21 protein-coding genes and 1 tRNA gene are annotated in these 24,800 nt (G+C 46.9%); 11 read left to right on the top strand and 11 right to left on the bottom strand.

The window, feature by feature from the left end; genetic code table 11:
• Positions 1-35: 35 nt before the first annotated feature.
• Positions 36-263 carry a MoaD/ThiS family protein gene (locus ACZ45G_RS18535; protein ID WP_464171978.1) on the bottom strand — a complete coding sequence of 76 codons (228 nt, stop codon included), beginning with the start codon at positions 261-263 and terminating at the stop codon, positions 36-38.
• A gap of 97 nt (positions 264-360) precedes the next feature.
• Here ACZ45G_RS18535 and ACZ45G_RS18540 point away from each other — a divergent pair, with 97 nt between their 5' ends.
• The 7 genes from ACZ45G_RS18540 (at position 361) to ACZ45G_RS18570 (ending at position 10,569) form a co-directional block, all read left to right on the top strand.
• Positions 361-900, top strand: coding sequence for a hypothetical protein (locus ACZ45G_RS18540; RefSeq protein WP_464171979.1), 540 nt, complete (start codon positions 361-363; stop codon positions 898-900).
• Positions 901-947: 47 nt separating this feature from the next.
• Positions 948-1,679, top strand: a complete 732-nt coding sequence (locus ACZ45G_RS18545) for a rhomboid family intramembrane serine protease (RefSeq protein WP_464171980.1) — start codon at positions 948-950, stop codon at positions 1,677-1,679.
• Between the two features lie 95 nt (positions 1,680-1,774).
• A complete protein-coding gene (locus ACZ45G_RS18550; protein ID WP_464171981.1) occupies positions 1,775-6,148 on the top strand; it encodes a beta-ketoacyl synthase N-terminal-like domain-containing protein in 4,374 nt (1,457 codons plus the stop codon).
• Positions 6,145-7,197 (top strand): 3-oxoacyl-ACP synthase III, encoded by a 1,053-nt coding sequence (locus ACZ45G_RS18555; protein WP_464171982.1) that lies wholly within the window; start codon positions 6,145-6,147, stop codon positions 7,195-7,197. The genes ACZ45G_RS18550 and ACZ45G_RS18555 overlap by 4 nt, the downstream gene beginning before the upstream one ends.
• Positions 7,191-8,102, top strand: coding sequence for an alpha/beta fold hydrolase (locus ACZ45G_RS18560; RefSeq protein ID WP_464171983.1), 912 nt, complete (start codon positions 7,191-7,193; stop codon positions 8,100-8,102). Before ACZ45G_RS18555 ends, ACZ45G_RS18560 begins: the two co-directional genes overlap by 7 nt.
• Positions 8,103-8,152: 50 nt before the next feature.
• Positions 8,153-8,923, top strand: a complete 771-nt coding sequence (locus ACZ45G_RS18565; protein ID WP_464171984.1) for a hypothetical protein — start codon at positions 8,153-8,155, stop codon at positions 8,921-8,923.
• Complete coding sequence (locus tag ACZ45G_RS18570; RefSeq protein WP_464171985.1) at positions 8,920-10,569, top strand: fatty acid CoA ligase family protein; 1,650 nt, start codon at positions 8,920-8,922, stop codon at positions 10,567-10,569. Before ACZ45G_RS18565 ends, ACZ45G_RS18570 begins: the two co-directional genes overlap by 4 nt.
• 34 nt (positions 10,570-10,603) lie before the next feature.
• On the opposite strand, the gene ACZ45G_RS18575 is transcribed toward ACZ45G_RS18570, so the two are convergent.
• The 3 genes from ACZ45G_RS18575 to ACZ45G_RS18585 all read right to left on the bottom strand — a co-directional run bounded on the left by ACZ45G_RS18575 (position 10,604) and on the right by ACZ45G_RS18585 (position 13,692).
• The gene (locus ACZ45G_RS18575) at positions 10,604-11,905 is read right to left on the bottom strand and encodes a CBS domain-containing protein (protein ID WP_464171986.1); all 1,302 of its coding nucleotides are present in this window, start codon (positions 11,903-11,905) and stop codon (positions 10,604-10,606) included.
• A 62-nt stretch (positions 11,906-11,967) separates the two neighbouring features.
• A complete protein-coding gene (locus tag ACZ45G_RS18580) occupies positions 11,968-13,218 on the bottom strand; it encodes a cache domain-containing protein (RefSeq protein WP_464171987.1) in 1,251 nt (416 codons plus the stop codon).
• 24 nt (positions 13,219-13,242) lie between these two features.
• Positions 13,243-13,692 carry a DUF8082 domain-containing protein gene (locus ACZ45G_RS18585; protein ID WP_464171988.1) on the bottom strand — a complete coding sequence of 150 codons (450 nt, stop codon included), beginning with the start codon at positions 13,690-13,692 and terminating at the stop codon, positions 13,243-13,245.
• Positions 13,693-14,086: 394 nt separating this feature from the next.
• Between ACZ45G_RS18585 and ACZ45G_RS18590 the strand changes: the two genes are divergently transcribed.
• Entirely contained in the window at positions 14,087-14,416 is a 330-nt protein-coding gene (locus tag ACZ45G_RS18590) for a DMT family transporter (protein WP_464171989.1), read from the top strand.
• A 183-nt stretch (positions 14,417-14,599) separates the two neighbouring features.
• On the opposite strand, the gene ACZ45G_RS18595 is transcribed toward ACZ45G_RS18590, so the two are convergent.
• The 3 genes from ACZ45G_RS18595 to ACZ45G_RS18605 all read right to left on the bottom strand — a co-directional run bounded on the left by ACZ45G_RS18595 (position 14,600) and on the right by ACZ45G_RS18605 (position 17,406).
• Positions 14,600-14,676: transfer RNA gene (locus ACZ45G_RS18595), tRNA-Met, on the bottom strand.
• A 773-nt stretch (positions 14,677-15,449) separates the two neighbouring features.
• Positions 15,450-16,052, bottom strand: a complete 603-nt coding sequence (gene thrH, locus ACZ45G_RS18600) for a bifunctional phosphoserine phosphatase/homoserine phosphotransferase ThrH (protein WP_464171990.1) — start codon at positions 16,050-16,052, stop codon at positions 15,450-15,452.
• Between the two features lie 46 nt (positions 16,053-16,098).
• A complete protein-coding gene (locus tag ACZ45G_RS18605) occupies positions 16,099-17,406 on the bottom strand; it encodes a homoserine dehydrogenase (protein ID WP_464171991.1) in 1,308 nt (435 codons plus the stop codon).
• Between the two features lie 190 nt (positions 17,407-17,596).
• Here ACZ45G_RS18605 and purM point away from each other — a divergent pair, with 190 nt between their 5' ends.
• Together purM and tsaD are read left to right on the top strand one after the other, a co-directional pair.
• The gene (purM, locus tag ACZ45G_RS18610; protein WP_464171992.1) at positions 17,597-18,640 is read left to right on the top strand and encodes a phosphoribosylformylglycinamidine cyclo-ligase; all 1,044 of its coding nucleotides are present in this window, start codon (positions 17,597-17,599) and stop codon (positions 18,638-18,640) included.
• Between the two features lie 17 nt (positions 18,641-18,657).
• Positions 18,658-19,653 carry a tRNA (adenosine(37)-N6)-threonylcarbamoyltransferase complex transferase subunit TsaD gene (gene tsaD / locus ACZ45G_RS18615; protein ID WP_464171993.1) on the top strand — a complete coding sequence of 332 codons (996 nt, stop codon included), beginning with the start codon at positions 18,658-18,660 and terminating at the stop codon, positions 19,651-19,653.
• Here the strand turns inward: tsaD and ACZ45G_RS18620 are convergent.
• The 3 genes from ACZ45G_RS18620 to ACZ45G_RS18630 are packed head-to-tail and all read right to left on the bottom strand — an operon-like array spanning position 19,650 to position 22,458.
• The gene (locus tag ACZ45G_RS18620; protein WP_464171994.1) at positions 19,650-20,642 is read right to left on the bottom strand and encodes a glycoside hydrolase family 3 N-terminal domain-containing protein; all 993 of its coding nucleotides are present in this window, start codon (positions 20,640-20,642) and stop codon (positions 19,650-19,652) included. The two genes, tsaD and ACZ45G_RS18620, sit on opposite strands and share 4 nt — an antisense overlap.
• On the bottom strand, positions 20,639-21,019 hold the full coding sequence (locus ACZ45G_RS18625) for a DUF8180 domain-containing protein (protein WP_464171995.1): 381 nt from the start codon (positions 21,017-21,019) through the stop codon (positions 20,639-20,641). The genes ACZ45G_RS18620 and ACZ45G_RS18625 overlap by 4 nt, the downstream gene beginning before the upstream one ends.
• Positions 21,016-22,458 (bottom strand): DNA integrity scanning protein DisA nucleotide-binding domain protein, encoded by a 1,443-nt coding sequence (locus ACZ45G_RS18630; RefSeq protein ID WP_464171996.1) that lies wholly within the window; start codon positions 22,456-22,458, stop codon positions 21,016-21,018. Before ACZ45G_RS18630 ends, ACZ45G_RS18625 begins: the two co-directional genes overlap by 4 nt.
• 168 nt (positions 22,459-22,626) lie before the next feature.
• Between ACZ45G_RS18630 and ACZ45G_RS18635 the strand changes: the two genes are divergently transcribed.
• Positions 22,627-23,349, top strand: coding sequence for a TIGR04211 family SH3 domain-containing protein (locus ACZ45G_RS18635; RefSeq protein WP_464171997.1), 723 nt, complete (start codon positions 22,627-22,629; stop codon positions 23,347-23,349).
• A gap of 17 nt (positions 23,350-23,366) precedes the next feature.
• Here the strand turns inward: ACZ45G_RS18635 and ACZ45G_RS18640 are convergent, their stop codons facing one another.
• Positions 23,367-24,737, bottom strand: a complete 1,371-nt coding sequence (locus ACZ45G_RS18640; protein ID WP_464171998.1) for an aspartate kinase — start codon at positions 24,735-24,737, stop codon at positions 23,367-23,369.
• Between the last annotated feature and the right edge of the window lie 63 nt (positions 24,738-24,800).

Below are 24,800 nucleotides of genomic sequence, written 5' to 3' on the forward strand. Positions count from 1 at the left end.
AGACGCAAATCTCTCCATTCCCAGGTATTGACGCCCTATCCACCACCAACGGGCGGGAACATCCCCACCCGATCCTTGTGCTGGATGCGGTAATTGCCATCTTGTTTTTTACCATTGATAAAGATCAATTTAACCATATCAGGGGGAATGCCAAGATCTCGGATAAGTTCCTTTACAGTGGTCCCCTCTTTGATTTCATGGGCCCAGTCCAAGGGGAAATATTTAGCAAGGGTGACAAACAGCTTTAAGTCTATTTGAATCATTTGTGTTTACACTTTCCATTCCGGCTGTTATTAAAAAGACATATATTGACGGATCCCTATAATAGTTAACACTAGATTTAACAGAAAATGATTGCTTATGGAAGCCCAAAATAAAGACACCCTTACGGTTGAAAAACTGGCCCAAAACCTTGCCAATTTTGCCATAGACAGGACAGATTTAAAAGAACTGATGGCAGCCCTTCCCCCGGGGAATGACCTGAATATCACTGCGGTTGAATATGAATTGGGAATTTTAAAAATACTCAGTGTGGGCTGGGGTATTTCTTTTTTCATGGCTATCACCGATAGGAACAAAGGACCTGTGACACAATATTTCTGGGAAACGATCCAGGAGATATCCCAGAGCATCTCTGATTTGACCCACACCACCACCGGTACCCAGGTGGACTATTTCAATATTTTAAAGGAACGCCTGGCCGTCTATGTAAAAGGAATGCAGGAAAACCCCAAGGCAACCAATCCCGCATTAATTATGGGACCTGTCTTTGCCGGTGTTTGCGGCAGCCCGGACAATGCCATTGCCATTCTTACCGGCACCAAAATGTTCACCCTGACCCTGGGAGCCGTCAAAGAATATCTCAATACCGTCCTCATTGATGATATCCGGCTCAATTGACCCATATTACCATCCCAATAAAAAAAATAAAAAAAAGTGTGGATATAATGCTCCCCCCCAAAAAAAACCTCCTTACCCCGGCCCTGCTCTTAAAAGGCATCCTTTACACCAATATTTTCTTGTTCATTATCAGCCTGATCTACAGCGGCAGGGATATGGGCATGAGCATCAACCCCTTTTTTGCACTGACCCCGTCCATAGATGTGCTCAATTTCCTCGGAGCTTCGGGCACAATTCCCATTGACCATTTTCATGCATGGTGGTCCCTGATTACAGCCAACTGGCTCCACGGCAGCCTCCTCCATATTATTTTTAATATGCTGGCCCTTAGAACCGTCGCACCTCTTGTCATCCATGAATTCGGCCTTTACCGGATGTTTTCCATATACACCATCAGCGGGGCAGCAGGCTTTTATCTCTCCTATCTGGGCAATGTTCCCCTGACCATTGGTGCTTCTTCCGGACTGTGCGGCCTTATTGGGGCTCTGCTCTATTTTGGGAAATCCAGGGGAGGGGAATGGGGACAACGGGTTTATAAGCAAACCTCGGGATGGATTATCAGCCTTTTAATCTTCGGTTTTCTTATCCCCAATATCAATAATTGGGGCCATGGCGGTGGGCTATTAGGCGGGATTTTTCTTGGCTGGATTCTGGGATACAATGACAGAAGAAAGGAAGGCAAATCAGACAGCGTGCTGGGCCTTCTCCTGATGCTTCTCACTGCCCTGCTTCTGGTGCGCTCCATTGTCCAGGGATTTTTTCTAATCTTTACCGGATAGACCCTGAGACCGGATAGATAATTTTACACAATTTTTACATTGCTCCCTTGAATTTGAACCGGTTCTACACTATATGACCTCCTATGAAATTTAAGATGAGCAAAATTGCAGTTGTCTCCATGGCAGGTGTCTTTCCCGGGGCCGAGAACACAACCCAATTTATAAAAAATATTCTGGATAAACGCGAGTCTGTCATAACCGTACCGCCGGCAAGATGGGTCGCCCCGGCAAGCACAATGGTCTGTCCTACTCACACACCGGACCGGGCCATTTCAGACAAAGCCGGACTGATCACACACTTTAAGTTTGACCCTGCTGGATTCCTGGTGGATAAAAATCTTCTGGCAAACCTGGACCCGGTTCACCACTTTGCACTCGCAGCAGGCCGAAATGCTTTTGAATCCTGTCATATCACAGAGAATTTAAAAAAACGAACCGGCGTCATCCTGGCCGCCATTGCCCTGCCCACGGACACAGCCTCCATGGTTTCCTGGGAAATCATGTGTGCAACCTCTCCCATCACCTTTTCTCCTGCCGATGCAGCAAGGGCTGCTGCAGTGTCAGCGCCGGCAGCAATTCTGGCCAGGGCCATGGGATTTCACGGCGGCAGTTTTACCCTGGATGCTGCCTGTGCCTCTTCTTTATATGCCATAAAACTTGCCTGCGAACACCTGAGCCTTAAAAAAGCAGACATCATGGTGGCCGGCGGGGTTTCAAGACCGGACCCATTGTACACCCAGGTGGGTTTTACCCAACTTCGGGCATTGTCCCCTTCCGGCTGCTGTGCCCCCTTTGATAAAAATGCAAACGGACTTGTGGTGGGGGAAGGCGCAGGGATCCTGGTGTTAAAACGACTGGAGGATGCCATTGCCTGTCAGGACACCATCCATGCCGTTATCACAGGAACAGGCGCATCCAATGACCTTGAAGGCAACCTGGTGGGACCTGCATCAGAAGGACAAATTCGGGCCATGCAAGCGGCCTATAACCAGGCAGGCATCACCCCGGCAGATATCCAGTACATGGAATGCCACGGTTCGGGTACCCCTGTGGGGGACCAGGTGGAAGCCACCAGTATAAAACACCTGCTGGATCTTTATGACTGTCCGGATAAACTGTTGTCCATCGGGTCCATCAAATCCATGATTGGCCATTTGTTAACAGCCGCCGGGGCTGCCGGCTTCATTAAAACCGTATTGGCCATGGGAAAAGGGTGCCTTCCCCCCTCCTTAAATTTCACGGCCCTCCCGGATAACAGCCCCTTGAACCAAAGCCGTATAAAGGTCCAGACCGACGTGGAAGCCTGGGAACCAGAACGATCTGGAATCCCCCGAAAGGCGGGTATTTCTGCCTTTGGATTCGGCGGTATCAACGCCCATATTCTGGTGGAAGAATTTTTAAAAAAATCCAACCTGCATTTTGTACCCAACGCCATGGAACCAACTAAGTTGGAACCAACTGAGCTGGAACCAACCACCTTTAAAACGGTTCCCTGTGCCATTGTGGGAATGGAAACCCTTTCCAAAAACGCTGAAAATCTGGAATCATTTAAAGATTTGATCTTTGGAAAAACCAACCCCGAAACCGGGAGTCCCGGGTCCCGATGGCGGCATACCCGCCACCTGGCACCAGAGCTTGCTAAAACCCAAACCGCCTTCATGGACAAAATCTGTATAGAACTTGGTGAGTTCCATATCCCCCCCAACCAGCTCGAAGATATTTTGCCCCAGCACCTGGTCATGCTCAAGGCGGCAAAGGGAGCCCTTACAGACGCCGGCATAAGCCCCAGGCCCCTTAAAACCGAGCCCGACCGCATAAAAACAGGGTGTGCCATTGGCATTGAGTTTGATTTTGGGGCCACGGATTTTTTCCTGCGCTGGAAACTTCAGACCCAAGACAAAAATCGATTAAGCAAGGACCTGTTAAACAAAAAACGTTTAGACCAAATCGGTCCGGAACTCGACTTTAACAGAACATTGGGAGCCCTTGGCGGAATTGTAGCATCCAGAATTGCCAGGGAATTCAAACTGGGCGGTCCCTGCTTCACCCTTTCCGCAGGCGCGGCTTCGGGCATAAAAACCCTTGAGACCGCTGTCCATTCCCTTTGTACCCATGAAACTGACACCTTTCTATGCGGATGTGTGGACCTGGCAGGTGATATTCGTGAATTTACCCTGAACCGAGCGGCAAACCCCACAGGCACTTTCCCGTCGGAAGGCGCCTGTGCCCTGGTCCTAAAACGACTGGACACTGCCATCCGGGACAAAGACAGGATCTATGGTATCATCAAAGGGATCGGAGGATCCGGCGGTGCAACCCTGCCCGGAGAACTCCAGCCGCCTGACAACGCCCTGGCCCATCAATATACTAATTCCCTCGACCGGGCACTAAAAGAAGCCGGCATAAAATTTTCGGACCTGTCTTTGATAGACACCCACTCCACGGGAATGGGGAATATAGGAACAGCAGAGGCCCAAGCCCTCCATCAAATGGCCTCATCACAGACCAAATCACAACCCCCGATACCCCTTTCTTGTGCCGCTTCAACCATTGGCGACACCAGCGGGGTTGCCAGCCTCTTTTCCATCATAAAAGCATCCCTTTCCCTCTACCACAAAATTTTACCCGGATCTGCCTTGCCCCCAGAATCAAAATTTAACACACTTCATGGATTTACCCGGCCTGAATCCAGCCAAGCCTGGCAGACACAGAAAAAAACAAAAATGGCTGTTGTGGGGTCCATAACCCTGGACGGGGCCTGTGCCCATGCGGTTGTTGAAGAATATCACACAAGGGATCAATCCTTTTCCTTTTTTGACCTGAATGCCCCCCCTGCCCCCAGAGCAAAAAAAGTCCAAAAGCATCTTTCTTTTCAGATTAAAACATCCCGGCCCCCCATAGCAATGGAGATGGATATAAAAACCGCAATGGATAAGACCAGCGCCATCCCTCCAGATCAACAGGGGAAAGCAGGTCAAACAGCGCCGACCCTATCCCTGACAGGCCCAGACCTTTTTGTGGATGCAGTCCGAACCACCGCCAGGACCCATGAACGCTTCCTTGAATTTTCAAGCCGAAATATGGCGCAAATGGAACACCAATTTAAAGCCCTGGTCCAGGCGGCCGCTGGGGTAAGCGGTGACATACCGGCTGGTGCTGGGGGGGACTTTATTAAAGCAACTCTTGGGCAGCCCACTATTGCCCCTCCCATTTCCCCGGCCGCCCCCAGGCAATCCCCCACGGAATCCCCCGGGAAAGCCCCTGTATTTCTGGACCGGGACAAATGCCTGGAATATGCCATTGGAAAGGCAGGAAATGTTTTGGGTCCCGCCTTTGACATTATTGACACCTATCCTGTCCGGGTGAGATTGCCGGCAGAGCCCCTGATGCTGGTGGACCGGATCATGGATATTCAAGGAGAGATGCTCTCCCTCAAACGGGGAAAAATCATCACCCAGCATGATGTACGAGAAAACGCCTGGTATCTTGACGGGGGCCGCGCACCGGTTTCCATTTCCATTGAAGCGGGCCAGGCAGACCTTTTTTTATGCGCCTATCTGGGCATTGACCATGCGGTTAAAGGGAAACGCAGGTACAGGCTTCTGGATGCAAAAGTGACCTTTCACAGACCCCTGCCCGTCCCCAATGAAACCATTGAATACCACATTGAAATTGATCGGTTTTTAAAACAGGGGGATGTCTATCTCTTCTTTTTCCACTACAAGGGATATATTAACAACCAATTGTTTATTTCCATGCGGGACGGGTGTGCCGGTTTTTTCACCCAAGAAGAAGTCAAAAATTCCGGAGGCATTATTCTTAAACAAGAAGATCTCAAAGAGATCCCTCCCAAGAGGACCCTGCCCCCCCTTGTGGCCATGGACAAGACCGCTTTTCCGGCAGCCAAAATACAGGCCCTGGGACAAGGGGATCTTGAAACCGCCTTTGGCAGTCTGTTTAAGGGAATCCGGCTGGGGAAAAACCAATGGCTTCCCCGGGGAAAAATGTCCCTCATCGACCGGGTGATTGAACTGGACCCCCAGGGAGGCCGATTCGGGATGGGCACCATCAGTGCCGAGGCCGACATCCATCCCGATGACTGGTTTTTAACCTGTCATTTCATTGATGACATGGTCATGCCCGGCACCCTTATGTATGAATGCTGTGCCCATACCCTGAGGGTGTTTGTCCAGAGAATGGGCTGGGTCAGCGAGAATATAGCTGTCCACTATGATGTGATCCCTTCGAATGAAAGTGATTTAAAATGCCGGGGACCTGTCACCCGGGAAACCAGGACCGTAAGGTATACGATAGAAATCAAGGAGATGGGATATTCTCCCGAGCCCTATGTGATCGCCGATGCACATATGTTTTCCGATGATTTACAAATTGTGCTATACAAGGACATGGGAATGAAGCTTTGCAACATTACCCAGGACGATCTTAAGACTTTTTGGAGAAACAGATGAAGTACGCAAATGTATATATTGAATCCTTTGGATATGAGCTGGCACCCCACATTGTCACATCAAGGGAGATAGAAGAACAGCTCAAACCCTTTTTTGATTCAGCCGGTTTTGGACCGGGCCAGCTTGAAGCATTGACCGGTATCAAAGAACGCAGGTTTTGGGACGTGGACCATACCCTGGCAGAGCATGCCGCCACAGCCGGACAAAAGGCCATTGATGAAGCCGGGATCGACCCCAAAGAAATCGGCGCCCTGACCTTTTGCGGGGTGGGCCAGGACGGATTCGAGCCGGCCACCTCCTGTGCCATTGCCGACAAACTGAACCTGGGGCCCGATGCCCATGTGTATGATCTAAAGTCCGCCTGCCTGGGCATGGTCACCGGCATGGTCCATGTGGCCAATGAGATAGAACTTGGCAATATACGAGCAGGCCTTGTGGTTTCCTGTGAAACCGCCAGACAGATTGTGGAGAGTACCATAGACGAAATCAATATTCGAAAGGATATTAATTTTTATCGAGACACCATTGCCACCATGACCGGCGGATCCGGCGCTGCTGCCATCCTCCTCACCGATGGAACCCTTGGTAATCCTGCCACCCAACGCCATGCCCTCAAAGGCGGAGTGGTCCAGAATGCCATCCAGCACCACAAGCTTTGTTATTGGGGCTTTGAAGAAAAGGGAATGCCCACCTCTTCCCGGGTCATCATGCGGACAAAAGCCCAGGAAGTTCTGGAGAACGGAATAGCCCTGGGAATAAAAACCTATAAACGCTTTAAACACGAATTAAATCTCCCAGATGACAAACCCGACAAATTCATCGGTCACCAGGTGGGAGAAGGCCACCATCAATTGCTTTACAATGCGTTAAACATAGACCGGAAAAAAGACTTTGTCACCTTCCCGTTTCTGGGCAACGTAGGCTCGGTCTCCCTGCCCATTACCGCAGCCATTGCCGATGAAAGAGGATTTCTTTTGCCCGGTGATTTTGTTGCCCTGATGGGGATCGGCTCGGGACTAAACTGTTATATGCTGGGTGTGGAATGGTAAAAAAAAAGTTCAACAACAAACAAATTTCGACACGAGGGTTTCAAGATCTCTACCCCTTTGAATCCCATTTTTTAAACATACGGGGTCATGATCTTCACTATGTGGACCAGGGAGAGGGTCCTCTCGTTGTCATGGTCCACGGCAACCCCACCTGGTCCTTTTATTACCGGAACCTGATCACCCATTTATCCAAGCGGTTCCGCACCATTGCCCCGGACCATATCGGCTGCGGATTTTCCGACAAACCAACCCCGAAAAATTATGACTATACCCTGGCCTCAAGAATTAAGGATCTGGATATTCTAATTGAGCACCTTGCCCCCAATGAAAAGATATCCCTCATCGTCCATGACTGGGGCGGCATGATCGGGCTTGCCTGGGCCCTGGATCATTTGGATAGAATTGACAAAATTGTTATCACCAATACCGCAGGGTTTCTTCTTCCCAAGGACAAATCCTTTCCTTTTCGGTTGTGGCTGATCAAATATTTTGGCTGGTTCGGGGTGCCGGCGGTACTGGGGTTGAATGCCTTTGCAAGATGCGCCCTTTATATGGGATCGGAAACAAAACTTTCACCCGCCGTTAAACGAGGGCTGATTGCCCCCTATAATTCATGGAAAAATCGTATTGCCACCCTAAAATTTGTCCAGGACATACCGATAGATAAAAATGACAAAAGCTTTTCCCTTGTAGACCATGTGGACAGACACCTGACAAAATTGAATGAAGAAAAACTTCTCTTCCTCTGGGGGGCAAAGGATTTTGTCTTTGATCTGACATTTTTAAATGAATTCAGACAACGGTTTCCAAAGGCAGACGGCCATGTGTTTCAAGATGCCGGCCATTATCTGTTTGAAGACAAGCCCAAAGAAACCTTGGATCTTATCACCTCCTTTTTAACCTAAAAAGTCATGCCCCTTTTGACTTTTTGAACCAGGTCAGGTAAACACCATCTATGCTTGGATTTGGAAAAAAGAAAAAAAAAGACGCTATCGCTGCTGACGCTGCTATCGCTGCTGAAACTGAAGGAGAAGAAGCCACTGCTGCCCACCCGCCAGAGCCAGCGAAAAAAAATGCCGGGGCAAAAGGCAAGAACCAGGCCCAGGAGAGTGCTGTCGTTGAAGAGGCCCCCCTGGAAAAAAAGAAAAAATTCATCACAAAAAAACTTATTTTTATCTTGTTCATGGTATTAATAGCCATTGGGGCCTCGTCCTTCTTGGTCTACACCCTGTATTTTACCCCAAAAGGCCCAGACAACAGGGTATATCAGGAAATTGCGCTTCCCCATGTAAAACTGCCCCAGGAAATGCTGAAATTCAGTTTTAATCACTTTCCAGATCTCTATGCCGGTCTGGTGGACTTTAATGCTGAGGTCTCTTTGTTTAACGCAGAGATCCAACGTATTGAGGCCATTGCACAAAAATATCCGGAACAAAAAAAAATCACAGACACTGAAAAAAAAGTGTTGGAAAAGGGAAAGAGCACCCTCTTAAAAGAATTTTCAAAACTGGAAAAGCCCATTAAAGAAACCTATGTTCTTTTCCAGGTGGATGAGGCCCAGGGCCGTGCACGAATTAAAGAAAAAAAACAGGAACTAACCGACATGGCCCAGGCCGCTTTAGAAACAGCCCAGGCGCAGACAAAAAAAATCAAAATCCATGCGCCCCAAGCGCCGGAAGGCATCTTCCAGGGAACCTTGTATAAATTAAAAAAGAAATTTCTATGACAAAATTCACCAATATTTCACTGAGGCTTAAACAAACAGCCGAACTTTACCCCTTTAAAAGAGCCGTGGTCTATCCCGACGGACGGGACAAAAGCGGAAGGGTATTATACAGCCAGATCACCTTGAGTCAGTTGGATACGCTTTCCGACAGCCTGGCCTTTGGGCTGGAAAGTATCGGCATTATCCGGGGAACCCGGACTATTTTAATGATCACCCCGGGCATTGAGTTTTTTATTACCATGTTTGCCATGTTCAAGGTGGGAGCGGTTCCGGTTGTGGTGGATCCGGGAATGGGAATTGACCGGATGCTCCAATGCCTTGAGCAGGGCAGGCCCAAGGCATTCATCGGCATTGAACGGGCCCATTTGCTCCGGACCCTGAAACCGCGCTATTTTCAAACCGTCAAACACTGGGTGACCGTGGGCAAACGCTGGTTCTGGGGGGGCTATACCCTTGATCAGCTCATGCTCCCCACCGGGAAAGATTTCCCCAAAGCCCATACCACCTGGGATGAAACAGCCGCCATTGTATTTACCACCGGCTCCACAGGCCCTGCCAAGGGGGTTGTCTACACCCATGGAAATTTTGATGCCCAGATACAACAAATCCAGGCCCATTTTCAAATTGAACCCGATGAAATTGATCTTCCCACCTTTCCCCTGTTTGCCCTGTTTGATCCGGTCTTGGGAATGACAGCTGTGATCCCGGATATGGATCCCACCAAGCCGGCCCGGGTAAATCCGGTTAAAATCATTGAAGCAATTGAAAACCACGGGGTGACCAATATGTTTGCCTCGCCAGCTCTCCTCAACCGGGTGGGAAAATACGGCAAGGAAAACAAAATTAAGCTGCCGTCACTTCGACGGGTGGTATCGGCGGGAGCTCCTGTCAGCCCCGCCAATATTGAACAATTTTCAACCATGCTCGCAGAAGGAACCCAGATCCATACCCCCTACGGGGCCACAGAAGCGGTTCCCATCATATCCATTGGATCCCATGAAATTTTATCGGAGACCAAACACTTAAGTGAACAGGGCTTTGGCATGTGCATTGGTCGGCCCATCGAAAATACTTGCATCAGGCTTTTGAAAATCATGGATGACCCCATCGCCCAAATGAGCGATACCCTGGTGGTACCTGAAAACCAGGTAGGGGAAATAACCGTCCAGGCAAACCTTGTGACCCAACAATATTTTAACAACCGGGAAGAAGACCTTCTGGCCAAAATTCCGGATGCAAACGGCACCGTCTGGCACCGCATGGGGGATCTGGGGTGGCAGGATTCAAAGGGCAGGATCTGGTTCTGCGGCAGGAAAAATCACCGGGTGACCACGGGAAAGGAGACGCTGTTTACCATTCCCGTTGAAGCCATCTTTAACAACCATGAAAAGGTTTTCAGAAGCGCCCTTACCGGGGTTGGCCCCAAAGCCAATCAGATCCCCGTGGTCTTTATTGAACCCAATACAAAAATAGGGGATAAACGCGCCTTTATCCAGGAGCTTCTAACCCTGGCCAACTCCACCCCCCTGACCGCCGGCATCCAGCACATTTTTATCGAACGAGCCTTTCCGGTGGATATCCGTCACAATTCAAAAATATTCAGGGAAAAGCTGGCCATCAAGGCAAAAAAAATGCTCAAGCTTTAAACAACCCAGGGTCGACCCAGGGACAACGGGTCAATTAATCCGGCAAAAGATCATAAAAATAAAGCATGGCATCTGACCGGGTGATGATGCCGATGATTTTATCCTCCTTCATCACGGGGATCCTGCCGATATCATGCTTGATCATGAGCTTGGCTGCTTCAACAGCGCTTTTCTCATGGGAAATGGTCACAAGCTTTCGACTCATAAAGGCCTTGACGGGCGACTGCATCTGATTTGACTTTCTGATTTTTTTAAAATCCCGCCGGGAAATTACCCCCACCAGGTTTTCCTCCTTGTCCACCACGGGCATGCCGGTACAGCCCATTTCCCTCAGCAGCATGGCCACCTCTTCCACCGGGGTATTCGGGTCCACCGTGACCACTGGATAGGACATAATATCAGACAACTTGACCGAGGAATACTGGTTGCCGTTAACAAGTTCTACGATCATCTCCTTGATGGTGTCAGGATTGACGCCCTTTAACAATGCCGATCCTGCCCCGGGATGTCCCCCGCCTCCCATGCTTCGCATGAGCACGCCGATATTGATTTCATCCACGCCGCTTCGGCCGATGACCATGCATTTATCTTGTTCCGTATCCTGAAAAATACCAAAGGCCACATCCACGTTCACGATTTCCCGGTACATTTGCACCACCATGGCCAGATTCTGGATCCGGCCACTGATAACCAACTGGGATAAGCTAAAGGAAAACCCGCCCAATTGTGTCCGTTCCGCCTTTTGAACCATTTCAAAAAGAATGTCTTTCTGGCGTTTGCTGTAGGCAGATTTTAAAAAGGTGGCCAGAATATTCAAGTCTGCCTTCCGGTCCAGCAAAAAACCTGCAGCATAGGCATCTTCCGGCAGGGTGGAGGGAAAGGACAGGTTGCCGGTATCCTCATAAAGGCCCATCAGAAAAAGCGTCGCCTGGATGGGAGTTACCAGTTTTCGTTGTTTTTCTATCTCCTGAATCAGCATGGTAACCGTTGCTCCTATCTCCCTGATAGTCTTCTGGTCGGTCTCCATGTTCCCATTGAGATGATGATCCCAGACAATGATCTCAAGGTTTTGTTTTTCCCTCAAAACTCCCATCCGCCGGTCAAGACGCTCCCATGTATGGGTATCCACAACAATGAGGGTCTCCACGTCATCATAATCAATTTCAGCTGGAGAATAGAAATCAAATAAATCCTTGTGAATGGATAAGAACGTCTTGAGATTGGCATTGATTGAACCGGGCAGCACAGGTTTTGCCTCGGGATACAAAAGCTTGGCCGCAACAAGGCTTGCCAGGGCATCAAAGTCAGAACCTTTGTGGGTGGTGATAATTTTCATATTTCCTCATTGGTTAGGATCATTGATAATCCTCCTGTATTATACCTGTGAAGCCGGGCAAATCAATTTTTGTTCAACCGTTTCATGGCATAGGCTAGGCTTGTCTGCATTCTGATAATTGACTTGGCCAGCATTCCAATCTCGTCCTTGGATTTGATATCGATCTTGACATCAAACTGTCCGAGACTCATCCGGGTTGCGGCATCTGACATTATAAGAATCGGCCGGCTGATCCCCCTGGCAGCAAACCAGGCAATAACGGTTACAATCCCCAGGGTAAAAGCTAAAACCCAAAAGATATATTCCTGAAATTTTTTCAAGGTTGTATAGGCCTCGCTTTTTCCCTGCTGAACAACGAGGCTCCATCCCATTGCATTTTTCTTGAAAGCGGCAAGATTATGTTCCCCTGCCGTGTCCACAAATTCTCCGAAACCGAATTCTTTCCCTTTAGTTAATGAAAAAACCGGATGGTCGGAAAGAATTTTTTCTTCTAACACATATGCCTTGACCTGGTGGGCAATCACCTTATTCTTTTCGTCAACAAGAAAGGCAAATCCGGTTTTGCCCTTTGTCCATCTTGCAACTGATTTTGAAATGACCTCGGTGGTCATTGCGGCTGCGAGCACACCGACCACTTCTCCCCCTTTCATGATGGGCACCGCCATCACCAACGCAGGTTTCTTGGAGGTTTTTCCGATCAGTGTCTGCCAGGAAAACGCCTTGCCATTTTTTATATCCATGAAATATTTTCTGTCCGAGTAATCCTTCAAGGCTTTCCCATCATTCCTTGCGGTGTTTATCCCATTTTTATCAAGGGTAAAGACAAGATACATCCACGGGTATTGTTCGTGTATTGTTCTCAAGGTCGTTGTCTGTTCGTCTGTATCCAGAGAGGTGATCGGGGCAAGTTTGGAAGCAGTTTCCAGCATTCGTTTATTTTTGTCCACCCACTCGTCAATATGGTCCGAAAGACCGGAGGTGGCCTGCTGCATTAGAACTTGGGTATTTGTTTTTACCCTATTACCGGTTTCAATGTAAGTTGCCACGAAAAACAATCCCACCGGCACAAGGCTGACAAAAAGCATGAGAAGAATGCTCTTGTGGTAAAGTCCGAACTTAATACGATCTTTCCCTTCCTTTTCCATTGATACAGATATGTCCTTAGAATACTCAATGCTTTCATAACTTTGGACCGGTTTTTCCGCGATAAACAATGTGTCGCAGGCACGGCATTTAAATTGCAACGTTTTTTGTGTGAATGTTTTTTCATCAACGGTGTATTCTTTTCCACAATTCGTGCAGGTAACAATCATAAAAACCCCATGTTAGATTAATTCTCAGGTTCGCAACAACCGGTTTTTTACCTCATTGTTGAATTCAATTTTCTGGTTTATATCCGAAATTTCATCGGTTATTTTGAAAAGCAGTTTTCCCAGGTCCTCTTCCGGTATTTGTTTATCCCTGATGTTCATATCCGAAAGGATATCGGCCATGATGATAGTTGCGATGGGACCGACATGATAGGTAAGGATCACTATGAGTTCTTGCAGAAAATCGGGACTGTATCGCCGTATTATTTGTTTAACAACGGGTATAATGAGGCCCATTTTATAAAATTTTGATATATGCCTTTTAAAATCATCCAAATCCATGCCCGATTCACGGGCTATCAACCCTATTTCCTTGTTCTCGTCAATCAGGGATAGCAGGCGAAATTCTTGTGAAGAAAGGGTGATATCTCCATCAATATTCAAGCCCGCTTTTTTAAAATATTTAAATTTGGCCATTCAGATTTCCATCCGCCTATTAAATGTGGGTCATATATTCACGGGAATACCAATAAACGGCATCACAAAAAATAATGATATTATATTGCCATTTTTTATCCGGCGTTGCAACCCTTCCCATGATCATGTTGGCCATTTCCTTGATACATATTCTAATTATAGAAAGCAATAAGAGTGCCAGGTTCGATTGCGCCGATATAACGCCAATTTTTTAATTCAATGGCGGTTTTGTAACAAAAATTGTTTAATTTGTAACAAAAATTGAATTTGAGGCTATGATTATGATAAATGCAATGCCAAACAATTAATCCTAATCAAAAGCTGGTATCATAATAAGATGAATGATAAACAAACCATGGATTGATTAATTATTAGCTTTATACAAAAGAAAAAAATGACATACTTATTTTTAGCCATAGCAATTATTGCAGAAGTCACTGCAACAAGTGCATTAAAGGCATCTGATGAATTTACTGAAATAATACCAACCATGATTGTTATTGTTGGATATGGCGCAGCATTTTATTTTATGACGCTTGTCCTCAGAGTTTTACCAATAGGCATTACATATGCAATTTGGTCTGGTCTCGGCATTGTATTGGTCACGGTGGTTGGTTTTCTATTTTACAAACAAGCCCTGAATATTCCCACAATTATAGGTATCGGATTAATTATTTCGGGTGTGGTTGTAATAAATATTTTTTCTACGGCTATTAATCATTAAGAGCGGAAACGCAGCCCTTAGAATTTCGTTTTGAAAGCCATTGAAGTTAGCAAAATCAGTGAGGATACAATTAAAAAGCCGAATCCAGGATCAAAAATGGTCCTGGATTTTTAGTGTGGGGACCTTTAATTTCAGAAACAAAAAAGGCTCTTGAAGAAATCTCCAAGAGCCTTGTAAGTGTTTTGGTAGCGGGGGAAGGATTTGAACCAACGACCTTCGGGTTATGAGCCCGACGAGCTACCAGACTGCTCCACCCCGCAACAACGAAACGCAATATAGGGGAAAACACATTTCAAGTCAAGGGTTTTTATTCCCTTGACTTAAAATGTGTTATAATTTTAGCCCTTCCACACTAAGAACCAATTGATTTTATATGTTTTTTTTAATTTCAACGACCCAAAAAAAAAGATGACGCCAGAAAAGATGAAGGGTCCGAGCATGAAGCGGACCCTTCAAGTAAAGGAACTAATCTGTAAGAACAGCGGAGGTGCCCCAAAATAAAAATTAAAGGACTCTATTTTTACATCATGCTCATTTGGAACCACATTCAACAGCCAATATAAATTGGGGGAACCCTTAGGTGGCAAAAAAAGCAAATGAATAACAAGGCCAGCTATGGTTAACGTAATTTGAGGGGATTTCCCATTGGGATAACTCCTGAATAAAAGTTAATGTCAAACAAGACGAAACGCTCTTTTTCTGGTGTCTGCATAAAAACAATAACAATCAGGGAATGTGCGAATGTAAATAGAAACTCAGCTGTTTTTTTTGGATTCAAATATTCGTATCAATTTAAAGAGGCGAAGTCAATCAGGGAAATCCTTAATCTTTAACTTTTTTCAAACCATCCGGATACAGACACTTACACTTACCACTGGAAACTTCATTTTTTTTACGACAATCCTTCAAAAAAAACTTTCTACACGTATAGAAACGTCGTTTCCCCGATTCAAACAAGACAGGTCTTTGCCTCAATGATAACCAGGTCTCCGATTACCAGAGCCCGGATTTGTCTAAATTGACCAGATCAAAATTAATCCAATAGAGAGGTGAGCATGATTTTGAGTTCAGCATAATTGTGGGTAACAGGTATATCCGGAAAATCAGTCAGGCAAGAGGGGGGCGGACAAAAGAAAAATCCATGGTCTGCCGCCTGGATCATACCAATATCGTTATAGGAATCCCCAAAGGCTATAACCTGGTAGTTCAATGCCTTTAATGCATTGACTGCCCGGGCTTTCTGGTTGTCAATCCGAAGATTGTAGCCAATGATATTGCCGGCCGCATCAATGGTAAGATTGTGGCACAGCAGGGCAGGAAACCCAAGTTTTGCCATCAAGGGTTTGGCAAACTCCTCAAAGGTGTCTGACAGGATAATAATCTGGGTGCGGCTTCGGATCCAATCCAGCATTTGTTTTGCACCGTCCAGGGGCTCTAAGGTGGATATCACGTCACTGATATCTTCAATTCCCAGTTTATTTTCCTTGAGTATGGACAATCGTTTGGTCATCAGCACATCATAATCACTGATATCCCTGGTGGTAAGTTTCAATTCCTCTATTCCGGTTTCCAAGGCAACATTGACCCATATTTCAGGTAAAAACACCCCTTCCAGATCTGCTACAAGTATTTTCATGGCCTCACTCCTGATATTATTCTTTCCAAATTCTATTCTTTAGGGTCTATACATCTTCTTCAATTCGAATGACCACAGAGTCTCCCACCACAGAATCTGTGGCAGCAATTTGCGTCAATGCCTCCTGAACCCATTCTTCCTTTGCCATATGGGTAATCATGACCACGGGCACCTTTCCATTGCTTTGCCGGCCCTTCTGGTGGACCGATTTAATGCTGATATTGTTGGCTCCCAGAATGCCCGAAATTTTTGACAACACCCCGGGATGATCCTGGGCCTCAAACCGCAGATAATATCTTGTTTGCAATTCTTTCATGGGCAGAATGGGAATAATCTTAATATTATCTTGGAGATACCCCAGTATGGGCACCCGACGGTTGGTATTGGAAATAATATTTCTGGCGATATCGGCTATATCACTTAATACGGCACTGGCGGTTGGCATCATGCCGGCCCCGTGGCCATAGAGCATGGTCTTGCCCGTGGCATCGGCATCAATGGCAATGGCATTCATGGAATGGTCCACATGGGACAGGGGGTTGGCATGGGGAATCATGGTGGGATGCACACGGGCTTCCACATAGTCTCCTTGGACCTTGCCGATGGCAAGCAGTTTAATGGTATACCCAAACGACCGGGCAAACTCAATGTCCACCGGCGTAATATTCCGGATGCCTTCCACATGGATATCCTTTAAATTGATCTCCATGCCGTGGGCCAGGGAATTTAAGATGGCCAGCTTATGGGCGGTGTCATGGCCATCCACGTCCAAGGAGGGCTCGGCTTCAGCAAAGCCTAACTTTTGGGCATCCTTCAGGGCATCTTCAAACGAGGACCCATCCTGGGATATTTTGGTCAATATATAATTGCAGGTGCCGTTTAGAATGGCAGACATGGATAAAATCGAATTGGCCACAAGGGATTCCCGAAGGGATTTAATAATGGGCATACACCCGCCGCAGCTGGCTTCAAAGGCAAGATCCACCTGGTTTTCCCGGGCTGTTTTCACAAGCTCATTACCATGACCTGCCAGAAGAGCTTTATTGGCAGTTACCACATGCTTGCCGTTTTCAAGGGCCTTGAGGGTAAATTGTTTGGCAATGGTATCCCCGCCGACAAGTTCCACAACAATGTCAATCTCAGGATCATTAATAAGCGCCATGGCGTCGTTCACAAGAACAGTATTGCCCAGATCAACGCCTCTATCGGTTACTATATCAATATCAGCAATGGTTTTAAGGGTTAAAGAGGCCCCGGTCCTGGCTTCCAGCAATTCTTTTTTTTGGACGAGCAAAGTTGCAACGCCAGCTCCCACAACTCCATACCCTATAATTCCAATATTGATTGTTTTCATTGCGCTAAATTCTCCGAAATATGTCTGATTTTAAATTTGCCTTTAAATCTGCATTGATACAATATAAACTGGTTCCTGTCAAAAAGCTTTTGACTTTTTGACCCAATATGTTTAGTATCAAAGGGTTTTAAAAACTTAATAAATCTTAATAGATCTTATCCAAAGAATGTGATTTCAAAGGTGATTTCAAATGAACGATTCCTTGACATATGCGGATTCCGGCGTGGACATAGAGAAAGCAAACCAGCTGGTTAATCGAATAAAATCAATTGCAAAATCCACACCCCGATCCGGTGTAATGGGAGAAATTGGTGGTTTTGGCGGTCTTTTTTCCCTAAACCTCGCCAATATTTCAAACCCGGTACTGGTCAGTGCCACCGACGGTGTGGGGACCAAACTCAAAATTGCCTTGCAAATGGATAAACACGATACCATTGGCATTGACCTTGTGGCCATGTGTGTCAACGACATCATTGTCCAGGGCGCCAAACCTTTATTTTTCCTGGATTATCTTTCCATGGGAGTCCTTGACACTGCAGTTGCGGAAAAAATCCTATTGGGGATTGCAGAAGGCTGTAATCAGGCCGGATGTGCCTTGATCGGTGGTGAAACCGCTGAAATGCCGGGGATGTACCAAGGCGGAGAATATGATCTGGCTGGATTTTCTGTAGGGCTTGTGGACAATACTAAAATCATTGACGGTTCCTATATTCGGCCGGGCCATAAACTCATCGGCATTGCCGCAAGTGGTGTCCATTCCAATGGATTTTCCCTGGTTCGAAAAATATTTTTTGATAAATGCAAATACAATGTCAATACCCATATACCAGAGTTTGGCACCACCCTGGGTGAAGAGCTTTTAAAACCCACCATTATCTATGTATCCAGCATCTTGAGCATGCTCCGGGACCTGCCGATCCATGGACTTGTCCATATCACCGGCGGTGGAATTGATGAAAATATTATCCGGGTCATACCCGATTCGTGCAAAGCCATTGTTCATAAAGATGCCTGGGAGATTCCGCCGGTATTCCAACTTCTGCAAAAAGAAGGCAGCGTATCAGACACGGAGATGCAAAGAACCTTCAACAACGGAATCGGCATGGTGGTAGTGGTCCCTGAAAAATCAGTTGAAGAGACCATGGACCGACTGTCGGCCCTGGGTGAAAAGGCCTATTTTATCGGTGAAATCACCACCAGAGAAAACAACGAACAACAGACCCAATGGGTCTGATCTTCAGTTAATCTTATATGATCATTCTCGGGATTGAATCCTCCTGCGATGAAACGGCGGCAGCACTGGTGCAAAATGGCACCAACGTCCTGTCCTCAATCATTGCTTCCCAGATAGATACCCATTGCAAATTCGGTGGGGTTGTACCGGAACTGGCTTCCCGCATGCACGCAGAAGCCATTGTTCCCGTGGTCGCTGACGCCGTGGAAAAAGCCGGCATCAAACTTGCCGATATTGACGGAGTTGCAGCCACAAGGGGCCCCGGGCTTATTGGTGCCCTTTTGGTGGGATTTTCATTTGCCAAGGCCTTTGCCTGGGCCAGACGACTCCCCCTGGCAGGGGTCAACCACCTCGAGGCCCACATTTATTCTTTGCTGTTAATGCAGACGCCTCCCACATTTCCCTTCATTGCCCTGGTTGTTTCAGGGGGACACACCAATATTTACCATGTCACCTCCCCCCACACATTTGAACTCATGGGTCAGACACGGGATGATGCAGCCGGAGAAGCCTTTGACAAGGTTTCAAAAATGATGGGACTGGGATACCCCGGAGGCCCTATCATTGAAACCCTGGCCAAAGGAATGGACCCAGACGCCATTAAATTCCCCAGGAGCCTGCTGGATAAAAAAGGGTTTGACTTCAGCTTCAGCGGCTTAAAATCCTCTGTGGCACGATATCTTCATGATCATAAAATTGTAAATCATGAGGATAAAGCCCAGGTTGCCGCCTCTTTCCAGGCAGCCGTCATTGATGTATTGAGTACCAAACTTTTGAATGCCGCCAGGTTTAAAGGCTGCAAGCGCATTGGTATTTCCGGGGGGGTTTCCGCCAACCAAACCTTTGCCACAAAATTATCACAACGAGCTGCCAAACAAGGCATTCAAATCTTTGCCCCCCCGGTAAGTCTCTGCGGTGACAATGCCGCCATGATTGCGGCCCGGGGAACGACCATGATTGAGCAAGGCCATACCTGTAATCTTGACCATGACGTGTTTTCCAGAACCCATTAAACCTGCAAATATTTCTTTTTAACCCCCAGGATTCTGTCCATGGAGGCTTCGCCCAAGGCAAACAATTGCGGATTGCTCTCCAGAAGATGACAGATCTGCTCCCATGCAATCTCGATATTGGGGCCCTTGTGACAGATCAGGGCAAGATCGATCCCGGCTGCCATCACCTGGCGGATACAGGTTTTCATGTCATGCTGTATGGCCTTCATATCCAGGTCATCTGTCAAAACCAGGCCCCCATATCCCAATTGCTCCCTTAGCAGTTCTCCTGCAATATAAGGAGACAGGCTTGCCGGCCAGGTGTCATCTAATTGGGGATAAAAAATATGGGAAAGCATGATCCCTGAGACATCTGCATCCCTGGCAGCCTCAAATGGTTTCATGTCCGAAGACCTCAGGGTGTCAAGATCTATATCCAGCCGGGGCAAAAAAAAGTGGGAATCCTTTCTGGTCCTACCGATGCCGGGGAAATGTTTTGCCACGGCCATGATTTTTTTATCTTGGAGGGTTTTGATCACGCAGGTGCCAAGTTTCGACACGGCAGCGGCATTCCCTTTAAAAGCCCTTTCTTGCATGATGCTGCCCCCCCCGACAGGGGCAATATCCATCACTGGGGCCATGTTCATGTTGATGCCGGCCTGGGATAATTCCCGGGCTGTCAGCCGTGCAAAATACTCGGCATCCGACTCTGTATGGATATGGGGATTGCCGGCAAACTCGGTAAAGGGATGCTTTAATCTTGCCACCACCCCGCCCTCCTGGTCAATGGCAATAAAAAGGGGCGGCTGGCCTGCGTCGGCTGCACAGGCCTGGGCATCTGAACAAAGCTGTGTGAGCTGGTCCGGCGACTCAATATTGGGTTTAAACAAAATAATACCCCCCGCCTTGAGCTCCCTGATAAGAAATTTTAACTCCGGGTTCAAGGCAGTACCATCAAAGCCCAGCATGAGTCGCTGGCCAGCCATCCCTTTAATAACAGGGTCAATCATGGGGTCAGATTTGCCAGTGCCGCTTCCAATTTTTTTGTTACCTCCTGGGACAGGCTACCGGCCTGTTCAAGGGATGCGGCGACTTCTGTCAACCCGGCGTCTCGCGCCTTCCCGGCCCAGGACAAAAAATTATCCTTGTGACTGTCATTGTGCGCAATCCAATGGGAGAACAAGGTATTAAGCTTCTGTTCCAGGGTCATTTCCTTGACCGGATCATGGGCGTGATCGTGGCTGTGATCGTGGCTGTGATCGTGATCGTGATCGTGATCGTGGCTGTGATCGTGATCGTGGCTGTGGCCGTGATCATGGGTGTGGCCGTGATCATGGGTATGTGAATGTTCTTGACCAGTGGAATGGTCATCGTGATCGTGTGTCATAAAAGGGCTCCATTCAAATATTGTTTCAGACTCAGCAATTCGGGTGTATAATCATAAACCGGTTGCCATTGTCTGAATGCATTGATTTCAATTCCATTATAAATAATGGATACAGGTCTGTCAGCCGATACCACCACCACAATAATGCGGCGGTTGGCAGCGGAAAATCTCAGGGCGGAGTTGTACCTTGCCCCCCTGGCCATATTTTCCCAGGTGACGGTATTCCCGTCCAGAAGACAACCGAACCCGTGAATTCGGGCATCGGAGGTCAAATGGATCGCTCCGTCTATCCGTAGCAAGGAGCAGACCAGGTCGATATTTTGGGGTTCCAATAGACTGATGGGCGGCTCCAGCACATGACCGGACAACCGAAGGGGAGTGATGTTCAAATCAATAACCAGGGTACAGCCATGTCGAGCATGCCCGGCCTTGTGAACCAAATGGGAAACCACCCTGAACAGTGAGGTAGAGGCTTGTGTTTCCATATTTGAATCCAGCAACAATTCCTCTAATTCCACCAGCTTTGCCTCCCGTGTCGTGGAATGAAAACTGCCGTCAAAAAAAGAAGCAATTTTTTCATTGCCCATTCGCAAAAAACCGTAATCCCCTTTGAACACTGCAGCAATGGCAGATTCCGGCACCGGGCTGTCGGTAATCCCAATAATGGTTTTACCGTCGGATACCAGTTTTCTATTTGATCGTTCAACTGCCACCAATAATTTTCTAATGTGTTTCACATTGGAAACCATGGGGCGCTCGTGTTTCTGGATTTTGATTAAAAAAGACAGCTGGGCAATTTTCCGGGGATCTGCAAAAAACAATACGCCCCTGGCCCATGCACCTTCTTCCCTTGTTTTTGAAATATTCAATATATTGTTGAGCATGGGGGGAATTTGTATAACATAGTCAACTTCCAGAAATTTATCCCACACATCCACAATATGATCGGCAACCGCCTGGAGGGAATAGTTTTTCAAAACATAGTCAGAGGAATTAATGGGAGCATTTGGTGTGTTGTAGTCGTGAACAAGAAGAGAGGACGCCTGTTCCAACCACCGTTCCGTGGGACAAATGGAACACATATCCGGGTGATGCTCGGTAAACCACATCTGGTAAAAAAAATCGCTGGTGCTTCCTCCGTAGGCGATCAGGCCGGACAACTCCAAGTCATTTTCCAGAATCAGAAAATTTTGGGGCTGGGATAAAATATTCTCTTTTATCCTGGAACGCCATTGATCGCCATTGGCAAAAAAAATATCCTCCAGCTTTGATTCGTGGCCCCGCAGCAAGCCCTGGGGATCAAAAATCGACACGGAATCATCGGGCGAAGCAGCAAAAATCAAGGCAACACGGGTGGGTCCTGAATACTTAGAAAGCCCTTCTGTTACGCCGTTAAGAATATTATCAATACACAATTTTTTATAGGAAGCATCATTCATTCTTTTATTAACCGATCCTGTTCGTTAATTCATGATCTGTTGATACCCTTGTTCCACGAACTTTGGCAAGTTTTTTTTATAAATTTAATTGTGTAAGTATTGTAAAATCGCACGAGGATTGCTATTGAAACAAAAAATAAGAATAAAACTTAAGAGGTAATATAAAACATGAAAAAACTCAACATTAGCTTATGGATGATCGCAATTCTTTTTTTATCTATCCCCACCTATTCCCAAGCAAGGACAGGCTATGTTTCCGATATGCTCATTTTAACCTTCCGGCAAGGTCCTGGAACCTCTTTTTCAGTATTACAAACCCTGAAAAGCAATACCCCTTTAAAAATTATAGAAGAAGACAAGGGCTATTTCAAAGTTGCACTCGCATCAGGAGAAACCGGGTGGGTTGACAAGCAGTTTATTGTGTTTGAAACGCCTAAAACCCAAATTATTCAACAATTAAATCAAGAGAAAGCGGCTCTGGAGACCAAGTTTGAAACCGTTTCCAGCTCCCTTGATCAACTCAAGACACAACTTGCAGCCCAGGAATCTGACCAAGGGGAAAAAGTCACGGTTCTTGAAGCCAACCTTAAAGAGGCCGCGGATAAAACCAGGGTCCTTTTGACCCAATTAAAGGAAAGCCAAACCAATTACAGCACCCTCCAGGCGCAATCCCAAAATGTTATAGAGGTGGTGGAAAAAAACAAAGGGTTTGAAAAACAAAATATCACTCTCGCCAATAAACTTGCTCAATTGGAAAAAGAGACCAACCATATGTTCAGGACCGGAATGATTAAATGGTTCCTGGCAGGGGTAGGCGTCCTTTTACTGGGGTGGATTATCGGCCAGAGCATTTCTTCAAAGAAAAAGAGAAGCGGCTCTCTTCTGGGTTAAGGATTGCCCCCTCTTTTTTATCCGTCAAAAAAAATGGAATGCAAGGCCTGGATTGTTCTGTCCAGGCTTCGTTCCTGCACCAAAAAATACAATGCTGCATTGGATGTGCCAAAGGAAATCATCTCAATATTGACATTGGCGTTGGAAACTGCTGTAAAGCATTTGGCGGCAATCCCCCGATTTTGATGGAGCCCTTCTCCCACGATGCTCACCAGGGCCACGTCGGAAACAACAGTTGTTTTCCGATAGGGGGATGGTTCAATTCCCTGAATACTCGTATGCCCTTTTTTAATATCCTTTCTGGATAATAACAGGCTGATACAGGTCTGGGAGGTAACAACGGATTTGATATTAATGCCGGCCGTGGCAAGATTTTCGGTAATCTGGGATAAAATACCATGTCGGGCGCCTACCCCGGATGCATGTATTTTCAACACGGCCACGTCCCTTGTGTAGGAAACACTTTTCACAATGGTGGGAGTGGTGATGCCTGTTTGAGTAATCAGGCTTCCCAGAGCATCCGGGTCATAGGTGTTTTTTATGGCAATATTAATGCCTGCTTTCCGAACAGGCTCAACGGTCCTGGGATGCAGAATACCTGCCCCGGTATAGGCAAGCTCTGCCGCCTCTTCATAGGTCAGTTCAGGGATTAATTTACACTGGGGAATATTGTCTGGATCCGCTGTCATAAACCCTTGGGTGTCCTTCCATATTTCCAGCACACTGGCCCCTGCTGCTGCCGCAACAACGGCTGCAGAATAATCAGACCCGCCCCTGCCAAAAGTTGTAATGTCTCCCTTTTCACTGACACCGTAAAACCCGGGAACAAACACTATTTTTTGGGGCTCGTAATGACGGGCCATCCAAGCACTCAGATTTTTATGGGTCTTGTCCATGACCACCGATGCATCCGTGAACTTGCCGTCGGAAATGATCCCCAACTCTTCGGGCAGAACAAAGCTGCTGTCAATGCCCCGGCAAACAAGTGCTTTTGCCATGATAATCGCACAGATCCGTTCCCCAAACGTAGCGATCATATCCTGCATTCTGGGAGTGGCTTCCCGGGTAAAATTAATCCCATAGTAATACCGTTCCAGTTTTTTATAAACATCACCTAAACTTTTGGACAATTGTTTTTTAGGGATCTCTTCCTGGATGAGTTTTTTTATAATATGGTTGTGCCGGGTTCTCAGGGTGTTGATAATCAGCGGGATATTTTCTTCCGATTCAAGGGCTCGATCAATGCCTGAAATCAGAATATCGGTTACCCCGTAAAAAGCGGAAAGGACAAAAACATCCCCTTTTCCCCTTTTGGCAATCAATTCAATAATAAGGTTTGCAGCCGGACCGTCTTTGAGACAGCCGCCGCCAATTTTTATAACTTTCATGGGCGGCAACCTAACATAAAACCAGGTGCAGTTTCAAGGGATTACCCCTGGGAGAGAGTGCTT

It is taken from the genome of Desulfoconvexum algidum, from assembly GCF_055382125.1.

Coding starts and splice junctions, on each gene's coding strand:
- ACZ45G_RS18605 (WP_464171991.1), bottom strand. CDS start 17,406: ATGAAAACAATCAATATTGGAATTATAGGGTATGGAGTTGTGGGAGCT.
- ACZ45G_RS18590 (WP_464171989.1), top strand. CDS start 14,087: ATGACATACTTATTTTTAGCCATAGCAATTATTGCAGAAGTCACTGCA.
- ACZ45G_RS18550 (WP_464171981.1), top strand. CDS start 1,775: ATGAGCAAAATTGCAGTTGTCTCCATGGCAGGTGTCTTTCCCGGGGCC.
- ACZ45G_RS18620 (WP_464171994.1), bottom strand. CDS start 20,642: ATGATTGACCCTGTTATTAAAGGGATGGCTGGCCAGCGACTCATGCTG.
- ACZ45G_RS18630 (WP_464171996.1), bottom strand. CDS start 22,458: ATGAATGATGCTTCCTATAAAAAATTGTGTATTGATAATATTCTTAAC.
- purM (WP_464171992.1), top strand. CDS start 17,597: ATGAACGATTCCTTGACATATGCGGATTCCGGCGTGGACATAGAGAAA.
- ACZ45G_RS18575 (WP_464171986.1), bottom strand. CDS start 11,905: ATGAAAATTATCACCACCCACAAAGGTTCTGACTTTGATGCCCTGGCA.
- tsaD (WP_464171993.1), top strand. CDS start 18,658: ATGATCATTCTCGGGATTGAATCCTCCTGCGATGAAACGGCGGCAGCA.
- ACZ45G_RS18540 (WP_464171979.1), top strand. CDS start 361: ATGGAAGCCCAAAATAAAGACACCCTTACGGTTGAAAAACTGGCCCAA.
- ACZ45G_RS18585 (WP_464171988.1), bottom strand. CDS start 13,692: ATGGCCAAATTTAAATATTTTAAAAAAGCGGGCTTGAATATTGATGGA.
- ACZ45G_RS18640 (WP_464171998.1), bottom strand. CDS start 24,737: ATGAAAGTTATAAAAATTGGCGGCGGCTGTCTCAAAGACGGTCCGGCT.
- ACZ45G_RS18635 (WP_464171997.1), top strand. CDS start 22,627: ATGAAAAAACTCAACATTAGCTTATGGATGATCGCAATTCTTTTTTTA.
- ACZ45G_RS18580 (WP_464171987.1), bottom strand. CDS start 13,218: ATGATTGTTACCTGCACGAATTGTGGAAAAGAATACACCGTTGATGAA.
- ACZ45G_RS18570 (WP_464171985.1), top strand. CDS start 8,920: ATGACAAAATTCACCAATATTTCACTGAGGCTTAAACAAACAGCCGAA.
- ACZ45G_RS18545 (WP_464171980.1), top strand. CDS start 948: ATGCTCCCCCCCAAAAAAAACCTCCTTACCCCGGCCCTGCTCTTAAAA.
- ACZ45G_RS18625 (WP_464171995.1), bottom strand. CDS start 21,019: ATGACACACGATCACGATGACCATTCCACTGGTCAAGAACATTCACAT.
- ACZ45G_RS18565 (WP_464171984.1), top strand. CDS start 8,153: ATGCTTGGATTTGGAAAAAAGAAAAAAAAAGACGCTATCGCTGCTGAC.
- ACZ45G_RS18555 (WP_464171982.1), top strand. CDS start 6,145: ATGAAGTACGCAAATGTATATATTGAATCCTTTGGATATGAGCTGGCA.
- ACZ45G_RS18535 (WP_464171978.1), bottom strand. CDS start 263: ATGATTCAAATAGACTTAAAGCTGTTTGTCACCCTTGCTAAATATTTC.
- thrH (WP_464171990.1), bottom strand. CDS start 16,052: ATGAAAATACTTGTAGCAGATCTGGAAGGGGTGTTTTTACCTGAAATA.
- ACZ45G_RS18560 (WP_464171983.1), top strand. CDS start 7,191: ATGGTAAAAAAAAAGTTCAACAACAAACAAATTTCGACACGAGGGTTT.